This is a genomic window from Pedobacter gandavensis (assembly GCF_032678465.1).
GTDB lineage: Bacteria > Bacteroidota > Bacteroidia > Sphingobacteriales > Sphingobacteriaceae > Pedobacter > Pedobacter gandavensis_B.
In genome coordinates this window covers 39,460-59,151 of the sequence record NZ_JAVTSK010000012.1, presented here as the reverse complement: position 1 = coordinate 59,151, position 19,692 = coordinate 39,460, and the positions used below count along the sequence as shown (strand labels likewise).

At 38.2% G+C, this 19,692-nt stretch carries 18 protein-coding genes; 3 read left to right on the top strand and 15 right to left on the bottom strand.

Annotation, left to right across the window (positions count from 1 at the left end; genetic code table 11):
• Positions 1-132 precede the first annotated feature (132 nt).
• From R2Q94_RS19195 to R2Q94_RS19185, 3 genes are read right to left on the bottom strand one after another with little or no spacing between them, the layout of a single operon-like run.
• A complete protein-coding gene (locus tag R2Q94_RS19195) occupies positions 133-855 on the bottom strand; it encodes a hypothetical protein (RefSeq protein ID WP_316823100.1) in 723 nt (240 codons plus the stop codon).
• A 9-nt stretch (positions 856-864) separates the two neighbouring features.
• The gene (locus R2Q94_RS19190; protein WP_316823099.1) at positions 865-1,524 is read right to left on the bottom strand and encodes an IPT/TIG domain-containing protein; all 660 of its coding nucleotides are present in this window, start codon (positions 1,522-1,524) and stop codon (positions 865-867) included.
• 6 nt (positions 1,525-1,530) lie between these two features.
• On the bottom strand, positions 1,531-1,800 hold the full coding sequence (locus tag R2Q94_RS19185) for a hypothetical protein (protein WP_316823098.1): 270 nt from the start codon (positions 1,798-1,800) through the stop codon (positions 1,531-1,533).
• A gap of 438 nt (positions 1,801-2,238) precedes the next feature.
• Between R2Q94_RS19185 and R2Q94_RS22265 the strand changes: the two genes are divergently transcribed.
• On the top strand, positions 2,239-2,412 hold the full coding sequence (locus R2Q94_RS22265) for an AraC family transcriptional regulator (RefSeq protein ID WP_410478578.1): 174 nt from the start codon (positions 2,239-2,241) through the stop codon (positions 2,410-2,412).
• A gap of 6 nt (positions 2,413-2,418) precedes the next feature.
• Here R2Q94_RS22265 and R2Q94_RS19180 read toward each other — a convergent pair whose 3' ends face one another.
• The 3 genes from R2Q94_RS19180 to R2Q94_RS19170 are packed head-to-tail and all read right to left on the bottom strand — an operon-like array spanning position 2,419 to position 4,213.
• Positions 2,419-3,024, bottom strand: coding sequence for a right-handed parallel beta-helix repeat-containing protein (locus tag R2Q94_RS19180; protein WP_316823097.1), 606 nt, complete (start codon positions 3,022-3,024; stop codon positions 2,419-2,421).
• Entirely contained in the window at positions 3,021-3,272 is a 252-nt protein-coding gene (locus R2Q94_RS19175) for a hypothetical protein (protein WP_316823096.1), read from the bottom strand. The genes R2Q94_RS19180 and R2Q94_RS19175 overlap by 4 nt, the downstream gene beginning before the upstream one ends.
• A complete protein-coding gene (locus R2Q94_RS19170) occupies positions 3,254-4,213 on the bottom strand; it encodes a hypothetical protein (RefSeq protein WP_316823095.1) in 960 nt (319 codons plus the stop codon). The genes R2Q94_RS19175 and R2Q94_RS19170 overlap by 19 nt, the downstream gene beginning before the upstream one ends.
• 418 nt (positions 4,214-4,631) lie before the next feature.
• On the opposite strand from R2Q94_RS19170, the gene R2Q94_RS19165 reads away from it, so the two are divergent.
• Together R2Q94_RS19165 and R2Q94_RS19160 are read left to right on the top strand one after the other, a co-directional pair.
• Positions 4,632-5,411: a hypothetical protein gene (locus R2Q94_RS19165; RefSeq protein WP_316823094.1), complete on the top strand. Its 780-nt coding sequence runs from the start codon at positions 4,632-4,634 to the stop codon at positions 5,409-5,411.
• A 132-nt stretch (positions 5,412-5,543) separates the two neighbouring features.
• Positions 5,544-6,074, top strand: a complete 531-nt coding sequence (locus R2Q94_RS19160; protein WP_316823093.1) for an N-acetyltransferase — start codon at positions 5,544-5,546, stop codon at positions 6,072-6,074.
• A gap of 13 nt (positions 6,075-6,087) precedes the next feature.
• On the opposite strand, the gene R2Q94_RS19155 is transcribed toward R2Q94_RS19160, so the two are convergent.
• From R2Q94_RS19155 to R2Q94_RS19115, 9 genes are all read right to left on the bottom strand, one after another.
• Entirely contained in the window at positions 6,088-6,546 is a 459-nt protein-coding gene (locus tag R2Q94_RS19155; protein WP_316823092.1) for a DinB family protein, read from the bottom strand.
• Between the two features lie 140 nt (positions 6,547-6,686).
• Positions 6,687-8,102, bottom strand: coding sequence for a pitrilysin family protein (locus R2Q94_RS19150; protein ID WP_316823091.1), 1,416 nt, complete (start codon positions 8,100-8,102; stop codon positions 6,687-6,689).
• A gap of 22 nt (positions 8,103-8,124) precedes the next feature.
• Positions 8,125-9,438 (bottom strand): pitrilysin family protein, encoded by a 1,314-nt coding sequence (locus R2Q94_RS19145; protein ID WP_316823090.1) that lies wholly within the window; start codon positions 9,436-9,438, stop codon positions 8,125-8,127.
• A 267-nt stretch (positions 9,439-9,705) separates the two neighbouring features.
• Positions 9,706-10,761 carry a PLP-dependent cysteine synthase family protein gene (locus tag R2Q94_RS19140; protein WP_316823089.1) on the bottom strand — a complete coding sequence of 352 codons (1,056 nt, stop codon included), beginning with the start codon at positions 10,759-10,761 and terminating at the stop codon, positions 9,706-9,708.
• 82 nt (positions 10,762-10,843) lie between these two features.
• On the bottom strand, positions 10,844-12,253 hold the full coding sequence (locus R2Q94_RS19135) for a TlpA disulfide reductase family protein (protein ID WP_316823088.1): 1,410 nt from the start codon (positions 12,251-12,253) through the stop codon (positions 10,844-10,846).
• Between the two features lie 99 nt (positions 12,254-12,352).
• The gene (locus R2Q94_RS19130; protein WP_316823087.1) at positions 12,353-13,750 is read right to left on the bottom strand and encodes a RagB/SusD family nutrient uptake outer membrane protein; all 1,398 of its coding nucleotides are present in this window, start codon (positions 13,748-13,750) and stop codon (positions 12,353-12,355) included.
• Positions 13,751-13,760: 10 nt separating this feature from the next.
• Positions 13,761-17,132, bottom strand: coding sequence for a SusC/RagA family TonB-linked outer membrane protein (locus R2Q94_RS19125; protein WP_316823086.1), 3,372 nt, complete (start codon positions 17,130-17,132; stop codon positions 13,761-13,763).
• Between the two features lie 151 nt (positions 17,133-17,283).
• A complete protein-coding gene (locus R2Q94_RS19120; RefSeq protein WP_316823085.1) occupies positions 17,284-18,402 on the bottom strand; it encodes a FecR family protein in 1,119 nt (372 codons plus the stop codon).
• A gap of 122 nt (positions 18,403-18,524) precedes the next feature.
• Positions 18,525-19,103 carry an RNA polymerase sigma-70 factor gene (locus R2Q94_RS19115; RefSeq protein WP_316823084.1) on the bottom strand — a complete coding sequence of 193 codons (579 nt, stop codon included), beginning with the start codon at positions 19,101-19,103 and terminating at the stop codon, positions 18,525-18,527.
• Between the last annotated feature and the right edge of the window lie 589 nt (positions 19,104-19,692).

The following is a 19,692-nucleotide window of genomic DNA, read 5'->3' as shown; positions in this document are numbered from 1 at the left end:
TAAGTTTTTGTAAAAGAGGTCACGCTGTATCTTTATGTCAAGTTAACAAGGAATAAAAGCACTAGTTTTTAATCCTTTAGTTAAAACTTTAATAGATCATGAGTTCATATAGACCCATGATCTATTAAAGTTTTACCTGATCAAAGTAATATATAAACTATAATCCTTACCGTTAGGGTTCGAACAATTAAACAACTTAAGATTAACTCTGTAAGTCCCTGTGGGGGCAGCTGCTACAATAGTATTACCGTAGCCACCACCATCATAATCATTCCCATCCCATGAGATTGATCGACTAACAAATCCAGTATTACCAAAGGCATGCCCATTTTGTCCAGCGGTTGCATAATTCTTAAAAACAACTCGGTTATTGGCAGCAATAATGGAAAGTTCAACTCTATAAACATTAATTGGATATTGCTCTCCATAAGGGTTTTTTCCTCCGTCAGCCACAACCCATTCATCATTAATCCCATCACCATTAGGTGTCAAGATATTAGTAATCCAGACATTGGGATCCCCAATCAAAGAAGGGCTAATCGATATATCTTTTTTTGCAAAAAGCATTGTAGTAAGATCTAAAACTGTCACGCTGTAAGTGGTTAATGCAGATGGCTGGGGGTTGACTGTATAATTAGGTGTATTACCTGAAACTACAGAAGCTGTATTGCTACTGTAAATGTACATGTAATTTCCAGACCCACCCGTAACGCTTGTTTCAATTGTTTTAGTTCCGCAATTGGTAGCCCCAGATCCTCCCCCTGACGTCAATGTGATTTGCATCTGGGCGTTTGTAAAAGAAACTACGCTTAACAGCGTTAAAGTAATAAATATGGCTTTTAAATTTAATTTCATAAAAAAAGTTTAATATTTTAATATTCTAATATTTTCTGTGAACAACAAAGGAACTACACTGTAATTTACATCATTTGTTCCGGTGATAACCGCAATTGTATTGGTCTCTGCATTAGCAGGAACGATCACTTTGATTACCTCTGGATCAATGTAGGTGACCTTTCCTTTTAATGAAGTGTTGTTATTACCAAAAAAACTCACACTAGTCTTGTTTGTATCGGGCATAAAATTATAACCATAAATAGTTACCTCATCTCCAATCCTTGCAATATTTGGGATAAAACGATCTAATTTTGGAAAGAAATTAGAATAAATAGCATTATCTACTTTTTTTGATGTTTTTCCATTTATTTCAACTTCAAGACTAGACACTAATGTAGTCGAACTAAAAAAGGATTTTGGAATTTTGAACTTAACAACATTATGATAACCACTATATTGAGCAGCTAATTCTACTTTATTAATTTTAATATTAATTTTAGATGTATTGTTAATACCAACCCCTTTGAATTGAACAGATACCTCTTCTTCATTTCTTGCATAAATTGGATTTACACTTTCAATTTCCGGTATAAGACTTACTTCTGGTTGAGCTGTTTTTTTGCACGACATTACAAATACTACAAAGAATAATACGATCAGTGAGGTATTGAGTATTTTGTTTTTCATGAATTTCTATTGAGAACTGATTGAGTTATTTAATACAATTTTCCTTCCTTTAAATTGTTTTTGTAAGGTAGCAGAATTATGATATTCACCCATAAATTTGGTTATTGCAGGATCTTCATCCACAATTGCATTAATAATTAATATATTATTCACAGAAGTATCTACAACTTTACTAAGCTTTTCTACTTTAGGATGAACAACTTCATTTTTTTTACACCCCAAGATCAATAGCACCAAAACACAGGGGACCAATAACATTTTTTTCGTTCTTTTCATTTGTTTACTTTTTAAATTAATATAAGTATTAGCATAAACATAAATAAGAATGATAAATAATAAAAACATATTACGTAAATGAGCACTTTGACATGGTAAACGCATCATTTTAGAAGATTCAAATTATCATTCACACCATTTAATTTAACATAAAAAATCTAAAAAATCCACAAAGTATTTATTTTTAATAATAAGAAATCAATATCTCATGTTAAAGCAAAAAAATAGTTTATCACAAGTAATTTGCAAAATTGGTTTCTTAATGGAATTTAAAACAAATACAACGATATAATCACAATTGACAGCTCATGCTTTGAATTCAAAAAAAAACTATTCTTTAAACCTTCCGTTGTCCTTTTAAAAGACCAGACAGGTTTTGCACCGATCAAGTACTTTAACCATATTAAAATACAGAAAGCCTGTTAGTATCTTCAGCTCATAGATCTCCGGATTAAAGAAATTGCAGCAGCCCTGGAAATAGATGACCAATACTACTTTTCAAGGATGTTCTCAAAGATCATGGGCGTATCTGCGCAAGATTATAAGGTGAAAAGAGAAAACTTCGGGAAACTAAGTTTTTGTAAAAGAGGTTCAGGCTCCTTTAGGTGTTAGGTTGATTCATTTCGTTTTAATTTGAAAGGGAATGTCCGATTTGACATCAGCCTTGGTCATACTTTTAATTCCTATTACAGCGTCCAGAGCTTTATCAAACCAATTATCATTAATTTTCACATCCCTGCAACCAGTAAGATCAAATGCAGGCTTTGTCTTAGCGGCAGTTAAAAAGTCCGTCAATTCCGCTCTGTTATTCTTAAAAACCAACCCAACAACACTTCTCGCAGACAATATTGGACTGTCATAAACTTTAAAAGTATTGTGCTCTATTTTGATATTTTTATGCACCCAATAATTTGGCACCATTTTATGATTTTGTGGATTAATGCTGATCACATAATTATTCGGAGCAGAGTTAAATCCACATTCTATAAATTGATTATTCCGAATGGTAACATCAGTTACAGGTCCGGATTCATACCAGCCTTCCGCATCGTTTTCAATTAAAATAGCATGTATTCCAGTGCGGTAGTATACGTTATTTTCAACGAGTACTTTTCGTCTTGTGGTAATCAACGTCCCGCGTGATATCGTTCCCTCAAATCGTGAATTCTTTATCGTTACTGAAGATGTCCAGGTTACATTTTCCAGGGCATCTCCTACTTTCACTTCCCCTGAAAAAGCTGCTGCAATTCAACCAGCATCTCTCTTTCTGAAATTAACTTTGCTGATTTGATGACACCTTTTTCAAAAATCTGAAGTGTATTACTATGGAGGTAAGCGACAGTATCTCCTGGTATAAAAGCCTCAAATCCATAACTCTGATGGTGTATAAACCGGAGTTTCAAGGTATTTTCTGATCCTATTTCAGTCACCTTCAAATGAGTGCCATGTACATTTACCGGATCATCATGCAATCATGCATGCCATTAAACCTGCAATTTTTGATCGTGATCTGTCCCTTACATCCAGAAAAGTGCATTCCATCTCCAGAAGAAGCAATCTCTCTCCCACTGCCCTTCTCCGGCTCAACATAGACGCTGTCATAACTCAGGTTCTCCGAAAACTGTGAAACAATCCCCAGGCCATGCATTGAATTCATATGAAGATTCTGTAACCTGATATTTTTAGATCGATAGTTCAAAGCAGCAACATAATCCCTGTAACGATCCCGAATAGTTAAAACATCTCCAGGTTTGGCTTTAAATTTTGAAAAATCTCCACTAAATTTCAACTGCAGTAGGACAAGTACTGCTACTTTGCTTTTTATAAATGGATCCCAGGAACTATATAGCAACATTCCCTGATCAGGCCTTACCAACACAGCATGATGATTTTTAGTTACCCATTTTTCGTCATACCATTCCATCCGCCCATTGACAATGGTAAACCTGGAATCTGGATGTACATTGGCGATCACAGAAGTTTCGGATGTTTCCTTTATGGTCATTTCAGACATCCCCGGACGCTCATAATTTACCGACAGGTTCCTGATCGTGATGTCCTCACTCCCATCCAGTACCCAGGAAATCATCTTACCATGAAATACAAAAATAGAACCATTACCGTCAATCGTAACATTCTTCATGCCCTTTAACAACAGGCCAACCTTCTGCTTCTTTACAGGAACCTCTATTTCTGATGAGGTATTTGTGATATAGTAGTTGGTTTCCGTTGCCTGATCCGGCCAAAAGTCATATCTCCCCTTTGGAAAATTAATGGTCGTCTGGAGCTGAGCCTTTCCCGCCTCAATCACTTTTATACCCCCTTCTGTTGCATCAGCAAAACTATCAGGTTGTATACCAAATTTTGTTACCTCAATTATTTGTGCACTTAAATTTAAATAACCGAAACACATGCACAGTGCTATTATTTGTATTTTTGCGATATACCTATCCAAATTCATACTTAATTTTCCTCTTGTATCAATAAAATCCTCAACAAGTTTCTTATTTTAACGACAGTAAAGCTATTTGGAAATCCCTCTGCAAAAATGGACAAAACAAGTATTTTGATGAATTATCTTCTGGTAGAAATTAACACGATGAATTAACTGTCTCAATAGACAAAATTGTTATTTATCACACCAGGATATAATTAGTATTATAAGGTTAAACAGAAGCTTATTAATCGAATATTAAATATACTTTTCATTTTTTAAATGAGCTATTAATTTACCCTAATTCAATCGTTAAAAACCATGTCAACTACTATTCTCCTGGCCCTAAATAAAGTAGTATCTTATTCAATTAATAATTATATTACACACAAAAATTATGACTCCTCAAAATATGCCAAATGGCATGAAATTATCTGTTATTATTTTAATAACAATTCTGTTCAATACCCTTCTCATCTCCTGTGTTAAATCACAAACTCCTCAGAAAACTGATCAAATAATTTCTGTTGGAAAATTCACTTCCCAGCAGTGGAAAGAGGAAGCAAAAACGGACATTGGACTTTTACCCAAATATGGGAATCTCCCTAAATCTGAAGCTCAAAAAGATGCTGACAATAAATTAATCAATAATTTAGTACAGCAGGAAGGGTCCAGGAGTAAAGCATCCGCAGCATTGATCAAATTGGGATTTAATTATATATATCAGGGAGAGATAAAAACAGCAATGTATCGATTTAACCAGGCTTGGTTACTGGATTCGACTAATGTAGATATATATTGGGGCTTTGGTGCAATATACCATTACCTTGGTGATGAAAAAAGTGCAACAGAACAGTATGATAAAGGGTTAAGTATTAACCCTAAAAACTCAAAAATAATTACTGATAAGGCCACGCTTTATTTGATGGGTTATTATGAAAAAAATGATATTTATAAACTCAATAATGCGATAGTACTATTGGAGGAATCATATGTTCTCAATTCCAAAAACCAGAATACCTTGTTTAAACTTTCCATTTGTTATTTCTTGCAGAATGACTGCAAAAAGGCTAAAAAATATTATATCGAATGCATGAATCTTGGCGGTAAGCCAATTACGATCGAATATACAAACGCACTTAACGAAAAGTGCAAAGACGACATTAAAATTGACTAATATACACTAAGTCATATTTTCAATGGCCGCTCATTAACCCAAATTGGGTTAATGATAGAAACCTAAATTAAAATTCAAAACATCTACTTTTAATGAAGTCCTTAAACATTTATCTCCTAAAAATTAAAAAACATGAATATCAACATTAGAGAAGAAAGACCTGAAGACTACATTTCGGTTTTTAATCTGATTGAAAAAGCTTTTAAAGACGAAAAATATACTGATCATCAGGAACAATTTTTAGTGGAGCGATTGAGAAAATCTGAAGCATTTGAACCGGGATTATCTTTAGTGGCCGAAGTCGAAGGCAAACTGGTTGGTCATATCTTGTTAACGGAAATAAAGATTAGCACTCCGGAAGATGAAATTAAGTCTTTGGCCTTAGCTCCCGTTTCAGTCTTGCCAGAATTCCAAGGTAAAGGAATTGGAGGAAAACTAATAGAGGCAGCACATAAAAGAGCTAAAAATTTAGGGTACCAGTCCGTTATTTTATTAGGACACGAAAATTACTATCCTAGATTTGGCTATCGACTTGCGGATGAATTTGGTATTTCTCTGCCATTTGATGTTCCAAAAGAGAATTGTATGGCCATCGAGTTACAGACAAACGCCTTGAAGGACATTCAAGGGCAAGTAGTTTATCCAAAGGAATTTTTTGAATAAACTGATCTTCGAGCTATAATGCAGCTTTTGAATGCTGTCTAACAAACCAAATGTAGTCCGTATTTACAGGTTGAAGATGATTCAACTTCATTTCCTTTGCGATCTGTGCCCGATGATAAGTACCATGATTAAAAACATGCAGCAAAATATCGGCAACGGAGGTTTCATAATAATCTCCTGTAGAAACAGTGTACTTTATAATTGGAGCATCTTTAGTCTCAAAATAATCCATCTTAGACAATTTATTTACACTTTCCTCCAGCAGCACTTTACAAGACTCTAAATCATGTACTTGCCAAACACTCACACCTGGTGTAGTCCCATTAATTCTACAAGCCCATATGGTTTGAGCATTAACAATATGACTAAACAGCGAGATGCATGATTCTGGAACTGAACTCGAATTGGCCATTAAACAGTCTAGTAAAAGTGAATTTGCCCAATTGTTGTATTTATAGAATTGATCCAGCATAGTCGTTATTTTTATAGGCAATTTATGATTTCTCTATCCCTTTATCAAATGATCCATTCAAAATAAATCTCCAAATTAAAAGCATCCATAGCCCTGGGAAATAATGTCCCCTGACTATGGATCTGCTTTTTAAAATAACATTACATCCCAGACATCGGAAGGGCAAATTTATCCAATAATTTTACCGGAATCCCCATCTTTTTCAGTCCATTCATAAACTCAGCCTTTTTACCAACGATCACAATTCGGGCCTGATCCGCATTAAAATACTTCTTACTTACATGAAGAATATCCTCAGGAGTTACCGCATTTATCTTCGTTAAATACGTTCTGTAAAAGTCCTGCGGCAAATCATTAATCAGGATATCAGCAGCGAAACCGGCCATACGTGCTGGATTCTCAAGCCCCAGCGCAAAAGAGCCATTATAAAGATTTTTTGCATTCTGCAATTCTTCAATGCTGACTGGCTGGTTGCACATCAATTTAATTTCAGTTAAAAATTCCGTTACCGCACTGTCCACCTTTTCATTTCTTACTGAGGCATATGCACTGAATGTGGTCTGAAAACGACCTGAACCTATTGACGAATAAGCTCCATAAGTAAAGCCATGTTGCTCTCTTAGGTTCCTAAAAAGTCTTGCTTCAGCACCTCCACCCAAAATTTGATTCGCCAATAATACCGCGTGATAGTCTGGATCATCTAAAGGGAGGCTGACTAATCCAGCCACTTTAATTTCAGCCTGTACCGCATTTGGCAGATCTACCACATCAATCTCTGTTCCCCTTGTTGGAGCAACAGGAGCTAATACCGGAAATTTCAAAACAGAACCTTTCCAGTCCCCAAACACACTTTCCGCTAAAGCCTTTGCAGCTGTTGGCCTGATGTTGCCAACAAAAATCAAATAACCACGGGAAGGGGTAATGTATTTTTCATGAGCATCTTTCAGATCACCGAGTGATACCGAATTTATGGTATGTTCGGTCTCAAACTCGCCCAAAGGATGGGCACTACCAAATAGCAAAGCATTTGTTACCCTATCTGAAATGACTTTTGAATTGAGTTCATTTGCCTTTAGGCCCGTAATCATCTGTGACTTTAATTTATCCAGAGATTCTTGTGATAAAGCCGGTTTACGCAAAGCATCAGCCATCAAAATAAAGGCCGGCTTAAAATAACGGGTCAGCGCAATGACTTCTGCTTTAGAGGAAGACAGACTGATTTGAGCACCCATTTCATCTATGGCTCCATCGAATTCTACTTTACTAATGGAAATAGTCCCTTCATTCAGTATTTGTCCCATCAGGCTCAACTTCCCTGCTTTGGATCCTTCCGATACAGGACCTGCATCAATCAAATAGCTCGCTGTCACCCTGGGTAACTTATGGTTTTCAACCACAAGCACCGTGATTCCATTTGATAATTTATAAATTACCGGATCAGTATAATTGAGCTTCGGAGCTTTACCCGCCATCGGTCTTTGGCTCCTATCCAACTTTTGAGCCATTGCTGTTTGAACAAACAGCAATGCAAAAATAAGTATGACGATTTGTTTCATTTCTATGATGCTATTTGATTTTCTATTTCTGCGGTAAATAATAAAGTATTACCCGCTCATTATGATTTAAGTACTTTTGGGCAACGGATCTGATCTCTTCAGCGCTGATGGATTGGATGATCTTCAGTTCTTCATTTATGGCATTGGTTTGCTTATTTTTGAAAGTATATCCATTAGCAAGATTCTCGGCCAATCCTATCATTTTACTGTTTACACTGACATAGTTATTTTCAAACTGATTTTGCAACTTTTTAAGTTCTTTCTGACTAATTAACTCAATTTTCAAACATTCCACCTCAGCATCAATATCCTTTAGAAGATCATTTAAGGGGGTATTCTTATTGGGTAAAGCCAGGGTGATAAAAGCACTATGATCCTCCATATCGAACGAAAATGCAGAAACATTTACTGCTGTTTTCTTAGTATCCACCAACTTCATACTTAACCTTGAACTCCCTCCAGCTGACAATAAGCTACTGATCATTCCCATCACTTTGTTGTCCCGACTTTCCATATTCGGGATACGGTAAGCAGCGAATATCGCCGGAACCTGAATATTGGCATCATAAACGGTATCTATAAGCTGTTCCTTAATCGGTTTCAGTTCGAAAACTTGTTTTACGACTTTTGGACCTGCTGGGATATCACTAAAATATTTCTCCACCAAAGCTTTACTTTTATGGATATCGATATCTCCTGCAATCACCAGTACTGCATTGTTAGGAATATAGTATTTCTTAAAAAAAGTTAGAAATTCCGACAACTTTGCTTCATCCAGATGCGCCATCGATCCTATTGGCTGCCAGCTATAGGGATGTCCCTGGAACAGATTACTAAAGATCTTTTCAGTAAATTTACCATAAGGGCTGTTATCCACGCGCAATCTCTTTTCTTCTTTGACCACCTCATTTTGAGTTTTAACCCCAACTTCATCAATTTTAGGGTGTAGCATGCGTTCACTTTCCAACCAAAGACCAAGCTCCAATTGATTTGAAGGAAAGATTTCATAATAGAAAGTTCGGTCCTGACTGGTATTCGCATTATTTTGTCCTCCATTACTGCTCACTATTTTCATAAACTCACCACGTTTCATGTGCTCAGTTCCCTCGAATAGTAAATGCTCAAAAAAATGGGCGAAGCCGGTTCTCCGGGGATCTTCATCTTTAGAACCAACATGGTACATGACAGATACCGCAACTATAGGAGCACTTTTATCTTCATGCAAAATGACATGTAAACCATTCTTCAGGTCATACTCAGTAAATTTCAGCTGCTGAGCAGAGACACTCACACTGACCATTATGGTCGTCAATGCGGTGATTATTAATTGTTTCATATGATCACATTAAAAAAACAAATCTGGTCGGCATCCACCGACCATTTTTGTACTAAACTAACTATTTATTATTTTTCTTTTTTCTACTGACAAACAGCTTCATATCGACAAAAATCAACACAAAACCCATCCCAGTTCAAGCCAGATAGATTTGAATAATTATACCTTTCCTTTCAGCACTTTCAGCTGCTGATTAAAGACAAGTCCCAGGATTAAAAAAAATAGATTTTTCATTTTATAATAGCTTTAAAAATTAAATTACCCTCATCATTCCTGGAACCGGCTAATGGACTTACATCCGGTAAAATACAGACCAGAAGAAACATAATAATCTTTAATCGGTTCCAGCCTCAGTAGGTCTGTACTCAAGTATTTTTTATTGTCATCACACATTAAAGTAACCACTATAGCATCTGGTCGCATCGCCTGCTTTAACTTAATTGCGGCAACAATGTTCGCTCCAGAGGAGATGCCAACGGCAAGCCCAAGTTCATTGGCTAGCTTTTGCGCCATTATGATGGCGTCTCCATCATTAACCTGAACAACTTCACCCAACTCACTCAGGTTTAACAGCTTCGGAATAAATCCTTCAGAAATACCCTGAATTCTATGTTGACCAGTACTACAACCACCCCTCAACATGGGATGCTCAAAAGGCTCTAATGGATGAATACTTATGTCGGGGTAGATACTTTTTAAAAGTTTCCCAACCCCCATAATGGTTCCACCAGTGCCTACACCAGCTACAAATGCATCTGGCTTTAGTCCTCTGGCTTTTAACTGCTTTGATATTTCCGGACCAGTGGTTTTTTCATGAACCTGAGTATTGTTCGGGTTCTCAAACTGCTTTGGTAAAAAAACATGTTTTTTCGAAGCAAATTGTTCAGACTTTTTTATGCAACCTAAAAAACCACCCTGCTCCTTACTGACCAGGATCAGTTCAGCACCCAGGTTTCTGATCAGCTCCGTTTTTTCTCTGCTCAAACTGTCAGGCATCAAAATTTTAACAGGATGTCCAAGTGCTCTGCCAATAGCCGCAAATGCAATCCCCGAATTGCCATTACTAGCTTCAATGATCGTATCCCCGGGCTTAATTGTACAATTCTTGTAAGCCTCATGAATGATATTCAGTGCCGTTCGGTCTTTAATACTCCCGGAAAGGTTATAATTTTCGCATTTTACAAAGATAAAACCCGCAGTTCCCTTGTAATGATAATGCAATTCCAACATCGGTGTATTACCAACCAACTGCCATAGTTGCTCTACTCTTCGCACAAGATCTGCATGCATATAACCGGTTGCTTTTGCTTGATTCCACATCATAATTTGGTTTGTCCACTGTTACTAATCAATACAGATAGTGAAAATCGGGTGATAAACAACATTTACCACCCGAAACACCGTATTATTGTGCGCTTAAAGCCTCATTAATCCTTGCCGGAGTGCTGTCTTCACTCGGTCTCGATGCATCTCCATCAAATATTTTCCCATCTTTTCCTATGATCACATATCTCGGAACACCCATGATATTAAAAGCTTTGGCCACAGGGCTATTCATACCGCCGGCAGAAAGCAAATGAATCCCTTTGATCTGATCATCTGCAATGGCTTTTTTCCAGGCCTCAGCTTTATCGTCTATACTGATGTAAAGAAATACAACATCTTTATTGTCTTTAAATTTCTCATGGAGCTTTGGACTGCCATTTTTCATCTCAAAACGACATGGGGAACACCAACTCGCCCAGAAGTCCATATAAACTACCTTACCAGCAAAATCTTTTAATGTCACTTCCTTTCCATTAAGATCTTTTAGCGCAAAGGATGGAGGTGTTTTTCCTGCGCCTAAACTCAAAATCTTCGCATAACTGGCCTGCATTGCCTTACTCTCTTCCGCACTGGCATATTTAGCGATATAATTGTCCATCAAAGGTTTGATAGCATTCATATCTTTTGACATACCCAATAGTGTATTCAAGGTAATGTTCATCGCCATATTACGTACTTTACCCGTATAACGTTGCTCAATTAACTTTAATCTCATGATTAAGCTTTGGTCATAAGCAATAGTACTGTCCAATCTCCCTTGTTTAAGCAATTCAGCCCAGCCTAAAAATGGAGGATAGGCACCTCGCATAAAGGTATTATAAGATTCATTGCTCAATAGGTTGTCATTCATTTCAACATCTTTTGTAAAGCTCCAGAAACCCTCAGGAAGCGACTCCGATAGTTTCTTCTGAAAACCCATATGGTAAAAATATGGGCTTAGGATCTTGCTGCTCAATTTCTGATATTTTAACGTGGTAGACTGGTCTTTATAAAACCCAGGCGTTACCTTTTGTTTATTCGTTTCGAGTATGTCGATGGAAGTTTGCTCTATGTGATCGATCATATCATTAAATTCTTTCAGACTCATTCCTTTAGCATCTATATGCTTATTATCCTCCACATACTTCGTCCAGATTTCATTTTGTACTTTAACATTTTCAGCGCCCTTACCGGAAAAGGTAGTCTTATCCGCAAAATCCGTGTTGATATTGAGCTGATCTCCAGCCTCAAGAAATAATAGCATCTCTCCTTTGATTGGTTGATCTACCATGATCTTAACTGACTTAGGGAACGCTCCAGTAAAGCGATATACAAATTTCCCTTCCTTATTAGGGGCGATCTTAAAGCCCAAACCCTCTCCTACGATCAACATCGAATCGGTCTTTAATGGTCTAGCATCCACTACCATTGTTGCTTCTTTTTTTTGTCCAAAGGCCATGCTTGCATACATGCAGCAGATAAGACCCATCACTATTTTATTCATTTTCATATATATATATTTTAAGTTTTATTGCAAATTTTTATGACATGGCGATGCCCAGACACCGCATGATCATGCGGATGATTTGTGCTTCTGAATGGTCTTTATTTATTGAGTATAACCGGGATTTTGGTCCAGTGCAGGATTGATCCTGATCTGAGCTGCCGGAATTGGAAACAACACATCTGTGGACTGCCAAAATGCACCCTTCAATGGCCCCAACACCTCATCAGCCCGGGTTTTTAAAGGATTTAAGAATCCAGGACTCCGCTTCAAGTCGAACCAACGATGTGGATATTCGCCAAATAACTCTACCTTCCGCTCCTGTTCAATGGCAACCAGCAATCCTGTTTTGTTCATCCCCAGTTTTGGATCAAGGCCTGCACGAGCCCGGATTATATTCAGATCAGTCTCGGCACTGTTTAACCCGTTCAGTTTATTTTGTTCCGCACGGGCTTCAGAACGAATCAGGTACTGTTCTGCCAACCTCAGCAAAACACTATACTCGTCGCCAGCACCAAAGAGTACTTTATACTTATTCACGTAAGCAATATTCGCGCTATTCAGGCCCGTCCAGTTTACTTTTCTAAGGTCATCTTCCTCCAGATTATTTTTTTCAAAGGCCAGGTTAAATCCCTCTCTGAGGTAAAATCTAGGGGTTACACTTGGAATTGCAGGAACAAAATAAGTGCTTAAAGGACTTCTACCCGACAAAGAATAACATTGCAAAATAGTTTCATTACTTGTCTTTTTGAAAGTTTCTGTAGGAGCAGACAATCCATAAACGTCAGATTCAATAACCGTTGTTGCCTCTTCTTCCGCTTTCACCCAGTCTTTATGGTAGAGATAAGCTCTCGCCAACATGGCAGAAACCGCGTATTTATTTGCCCTTGCACGTTCAGCCGAAGGGTATTCGGCTTTTAGCAGCGATTTTGCAGTATTCAAATCAGTAAAAATCTGAGTCCAGATTGCGAATAGTTCTGCACGTGGCAAACCCGCATTTTCAGTTTCCGAAACCGATAAAGGCAGAGGGATCCTTCCATACAAATTCATCAGGTTAAAAAAAACTGTCGCCCGCATAAACATGGCTTCCCCCATGAGCTGGTCTTTTACAGCACTATTCAGCCCTTTAGACAACTTCATGCCTGCTATCGCCAGGTTACATTTACGGATCAGCACATAGGCTGGTGCCCAAAGGTTATTCGCATTTATCGCATTCGTTATCGCGATATTATTGTTGTAAAATTCTGCATAAGCAGCTGAACCGGAAAAAAGCTCATCTCCTGCTAAACTGCTCACGTAATTGAATTGGGGTAATACCTCATTATCGTAAGTTGGATATATTTCAAGCACCGCAGCAGTGGCAGTACCATCATCGTTAAATGTCGAGGCCCAATCCTGCATGCCTTCAGGAGGCGGAATGTCTACAAATTTCTTACAGGAATATAAGGAGCTTGCCAGCAGTATGAAGCTCAGCAAACATAATTTATGATATATTGATTTCATCTCCGTAATTTTAAAGTGTACAATTAATACCGAACATGAGGGTTCGAAGTCCAGGATAAGCAGATTGGCCATATTCCGGGTCCAACACATACTTGTATTTAGTTAGGCTGAATAAATTGAGTGCCTGAACATTCAATTTCACTTGATGAAACTTCGCTCTCAGTACCCATCGTTTTGGCAAATTGTAGCTTAGGTTAACACTTTTCAATTTGATGTAACTGGTGTTTCCCCAGGTAAAATCCGAAGAAGACAAATAAGCATAGCTACCGCTCTTTTCTCCAAATCCAGTCACTGCCAATGGCCATTTTTTATTTTGATCACCTTCTTTCTGCCACCTGTCCAACACTGAAGCATCCTGATTCATCATCATACCAGGTACATTCCCATTTGGAGATAAATTAACATTACCCATTTTCTGCTCAAACTTAAAGAACACATCGAGTGTAAAATCTTTATAACTGAAGCTGTTGTTTAAGCCTCCATAAAAAGGATGACCAAGACTGGCAATGTACATATCATCAGGGCTCAGACCTTCCTGCCCATCTAAATCGGCATAGGTTGGCGCTCCGCTGATTGGATCAATTCCAGTAAATTTAAACTTAGATCTTGTAAGCAGCGCATCCACCGTTTCCCCAACTTTAAAATAAGTCGACAAACTGGCTTTATCTTGATCCTTAAAGCTCAAAAGCACATTTCGTTCGAATGAAATATTGAAACTGCTACTCCAGCTAAACACCCCGGAATTGATATTTTTAGTATTCAGTTCCAATTCCAGTCCTTTATTTTGCACCACAGCATCAAGGTTTGTGATCAGGGCAGTACCTCCGGTTTGTGAAGGCAAAGCCGTATAATTTAACATATTACTGGAGCGGTTTCTATAGAGGTTTCCTGTAAAAAGTATGCGATCTCTTAAGAAGCCCAGGTTTAAACTGAGTTCCAGCTTTTTGGTACTTTCCCATCTCAAGTCCGGATTGGCAGGTAGACCTGGAGTTAATGGGCGGGTATCCTGATAAGGATAAAAACCTGGACCATAATTGAGCAGGTAAGCATAATTATTAATGCGGTCATTTCCGGTGGTACCGTAGCTCATTTTCAACTTACCAAAACTCAAAAAAGGAACCGCATCTCTGATCCATTTTTCTTCTGAGAAGATCCATGCAGCCCCCATAGAGCCAAAATTGGCCAGACGGTTGTTGGTCCCAAATCTGGAAGAAGCATCATTTCTATACGTTAAGCTGAGCAAATATTTATTGTAAAGATCATAGCTCAAACGTGCAAATAAAGAGGCAAAATGGTATTGCTGGTCATCAAATTCAGTGGTCACTACGCCCGCCGCGCCAATATTATTCAGCTGTGAATCATAGCTATAGTTATCTCCTTTTAGTTTGGTGAATTTGGAAACCGCCTCACTAAAAGTAGTTCCAACAAGTGCGATAAGTTTACCAGGGCCGGCTACAAATTGATATTCCGCCTGAGGTTCTATGGTATAATTGCTATTTGGGGCATCTGCAAACCAGGCATAGCTGCTCGAAGGATTCGCAGGGTTAAAACTCCGACGTGGGATCTGGAAACTATTCTCCAAACCATTTAAGGTATAACCTATCGTTGCCCTTAAAGTTAAACCAGGCAAAGGCTTATAACTCAGGTTCGTGTTGGCAGATAAAAAGGTTCCTTTAGCTTTATATTTACTGAATAAGCGGGCCATTGGGTTATCAAAATTATTATCCCAGTTTAAACTTCCATCCGCATTATACAAGCTAAAATTAGGAGGCAAATAAATTAACTCCATAAAGGACTGATCCTTGAGCAGACTGCTGTTTTCTATAGCATAATTGGTCGAGATCTGTGCCTTGAATTTACGATCTGCAGAACTGAAACCAAGGTTCAGTAATCCACCCAAACGGTTTACATGTTGGTCTTTTGCGATCACAGTTCCCTCTTTTCGATAGTTTAACCCGACATAATAGTTCACAAAATCATTGCCCCCTGAAGCATTTAAGTTCGCCGTTTGCTGCAAAGCTGTTCCGCCAAGCAACAAGCGCTGAAAATCAGTATCCGCATTTTGATCCCAATTTGTTAGATCTGGCGCATTATCTGCATCAGGAGTAATTCCTTCATTGCTAAAAGCCTCTCTTCTCATCCTTAGGTACTCCTGGGTATTTAACATCGGAATAAACCGGCCAACTTTCCCTGCACCTGCTGCCAGGTCTAAATTGATTTTTAAATCTCCAGATTTCCCTTTTTTTGTAGTGATTAGTACTACGCCATTCGCGCCTCTGGCCCCATAAATGGAAGTTGCATCGGCATCCTTTAGTACATCAATCTGTTCTATATCCTCCTTATTCAGGGAATTAAACATATTGGTATAACCATTCATTCCTGAAATATTGGAGTTAAAATTCTGGCTATCAAACCTGGTACCAGAGGCTTGTGGAATACCATCTATCACATATAGAGGATCTGAGGAGCTGGAACCCAATGGACCAAAAGAGTTATCTCCCCTAACTTTGATGGAAATACCTGAACCGGGTAAACCACCACCACCACTTATGACCTGCACACCGGTCATCCTGCCATTTAAGGAATTGAGTACGTTGTTAACCGGTTGTTGTGCCAGCGTTGCCGCACTAACCGTACTTACAGTCGCGGTATTTAAGCGTTTAGAAACAGCTCCATAAGCAATCACCTGGACCTGATCCAAATCACTCACATCCATCGCCATTTTTATAAAAAGTTCTTTTGCCGCTTCGCGGGTAGCAGATTTATAACCGGTATAGGAAACTGAAATCAATGCCTTTTCATCTATGTTCTTTAGAAAAAACTCACCTTTTTCATCAGTTACCGCGGCAGTTTTACGCCCTTTAACCATCATAGAAAAATCCCCGGTTTTTTTGTTTTCTGAAGACTCCTGAATAACGACACTTACAGTTGCTCCTTTTAAGGGACGGCCATTTTCGTCAACTACCCGGCCTTTTATATCGATCTCAGTGAATAAATCCAGGACCTTATCCAAAATAGATTTCTGCTTTAGCTCGATCACGACAATTTTACCTGCAATATTGTAACCCAATTGCCCTTTATTAAAAATTGCTTTCAGTGCTTCATCCAGGGTTACATTGTTAAGTTTCAGGTCCACAGCAGGAGCATGCTGTACAATTTTCCGATCAAATAAGAAATCATAACCTGTTTGGGATCTAATTTTTTTAAGTACACTTTCAATACTTGATTTTTGCTCATTCAATGTGACCCTCTGACCAAAGGTAGCCGCACTTACTTGCATAAATGTGGATATAAGTATGATGGTGGTTAATCGCATACTTAATATGAGTTTATGGAGAACAAGTCTGTACACAGACCCTTTCTCCGGATAAATTTTATACATTTGTTTAGGTTTTGGTTAGCATTATGCGTTTTGATTCGAAGCTTAGGCATAATGCATTTAGTTGATATTTAAATTCTCTAGGCCAGACTAAAGTCAGGGGTGTTTCAAGACACTTCTGACTTCAAATTCCATTTTCCCAAGTTGTTGATTGTTAATTTGTCACCAACACCCTCCTTCCTTCTACTTTAAAATGTACATTTCCTGCCGATTCAATCCTACCTAACACTTCAGAAAGGTTACTTTTCCTGGAAACCCATCCACCCAACTCTATATTTTCTTTCAGGTCAGGACCATATACAATATCTACATCATACCAGCGGGCAATTTTGCGCATGGTTGATTTAAAATCTTCACCGTTGAATATAAAATCACCATTCTTCCAGGCCATTGCCGTTTCAGTATCGGCCATGCTAACTTTAAGCTGTTTGCCGGTCAATACCGCCTGTTCACCAGGTTTCAATATGGCCTGATTGATCTTCACACTTCCTTCCAGTAATGTGGTTCTGGTACTGCTCTCATCCTCATAACTATTGATATTAAAGTGCGTACCCAGGACCTCTACGCGTTGACCTTTACTTTCCACAATAAAAGGATGCCTCTTGTCTTTTGCAACCTCAAAATAGGCCTCTCCAAGCAATTCCACTTTTCGCTCCCTGGAACCAGATTTACCTAGGTCTGAAAGAAAACTAAGGCGACTATCGGCGTTGAGCCATACTTTAGTCCCATCCACTAACACAAACTGGTAAGTTCCGCCTCTGGGGGTAATGGCGGTCATTTCTTCTGCTTTATTCAGGTCGGCATTTACAGGCTCAGCAACCACAGTCCCGTCATTATAGGTCAACATGCTATCGCCAACCACCAGGCCGGTTTTAGTTTCACTAAGCTGGACTACATTCCCATTTTTCAATCTTAAAATGGCCTTATTTTTCCCTGGGTCTATAACATTAGTGGTCAATGCATCATTTGACTGAGGGAATTCCTTATTGGTCTCTAGAAAATATAGCGCCAGGGTAATACCAGTTAACATGGCGGCAACCGCGGCGGCTTTTTTCCAAAGCGGATAAACTTTAGGGATTTGTGGCGCAGGAGCTGAAACCAATACCTCATCCCAAAGTTGATGCATACTCAGTTCAAGATCTTCTTTCACTGGTAATGGCTCGTTTCTTTCCGCCACAGTATTATACCAGGATTCTACAATCGCAATTTCTCTTGCGGTACTCGTACCACTATGATATTTTTCTAACAGTATTTTAACTTCTTCCTCATTCATAAATTACCAATAGGATCTGATGTCTTCTATTGTTGAAACACGCAACTCAAAGGCAGGGAGTAGAAGAAAATGAAAATAATTTTTGCTGGGGAGCAGCATGCAGAGGAAAGCCAGTAAATCGCTTATTTCAGCAGCATAAAAATAATCGCCATAGGTAGTTTGAACTTCTTTCTCAATATCCCTACCGCATTACTTACCTGTTTTTTTACGGTCGTAGTTGAAATGCCCAATCGCGCAGCTATTTCGCCATGCGTCAAATTCTCATTGCGACTCAATTCAAAGATTACCCTCATTTTGGGCGGCATTTGCCTGATTTCCTCTTCAATCCTACGTTTTAAATCTTTATATCGTACCAACTCATCTGTCTGAACAGTTCCCTGCTCTACAAAAGTACCAAGATCCGCAAGATAGGCCTCCTTTACTTTATCATGCCGAACCATGTTCAAGATGATATTTCTTACCGATTTATACAGATATGCACTCAAGTTAATTGACAAATCGATCTGATTATAGTTGCTCCAGACAGTAGCAAAGAGTTCCTGAATCACATCTTTAGCTCCTTCCTCTTCCCGCAGCATATGTCTGGCATGCAAGAATAACACTGAAGAATAGCGCTTATAGATTTCAGCAAAGGCGGTATGATTTCCTGCGTTGAGCAGAACAGCAAGTTCCTGATCAGAATGTGTACTATAAGCAGCCATGTGTATCCCTTTGTAATGAATTTACCTACAATTAATTGCAAGTGTATATAATTTCAATGAAATAAATGCACAAAGTAGAATGTATTCCTAACAACCACTTCCCTCTAAAAAGATAAAATAATGATTTCACAGAATGCATTAACTAAAGATGGTCAGGGCCAGTACATTTAGGCCACCTTGCACCTTCATAACCTTGTAACTTTTCCCTTTCCTGCGAAGTGATTAGGTTATCAGCATAAGCATTCAAACTATTTTGCAGCAAAGGCCACCGATCCCACAATGCAAATTGAGCGGAATGCCACCAGTACACTCCTGGAAAGATCAATGGCGCCTCCACTTTTCAAAAATCCGGCCATGCCGCAGAACTACCATAAAGGAATTAACACCAGGATATTCCTGATTATTAAGGTATATCCTAACCTAGTCATATGCTTGCAGTTCTAAAATCAAATTAAATAATGGTGAATAAAAAAATTACGCTTTACTAAAGTTCAACTTTAAATCTAGCTATATTAAAAACTTTTTAACAGCTAAATTTTCAGAAATTAAGACCATTTCTTTTACCAGGTAATTTTTACGTTAAAAAAAG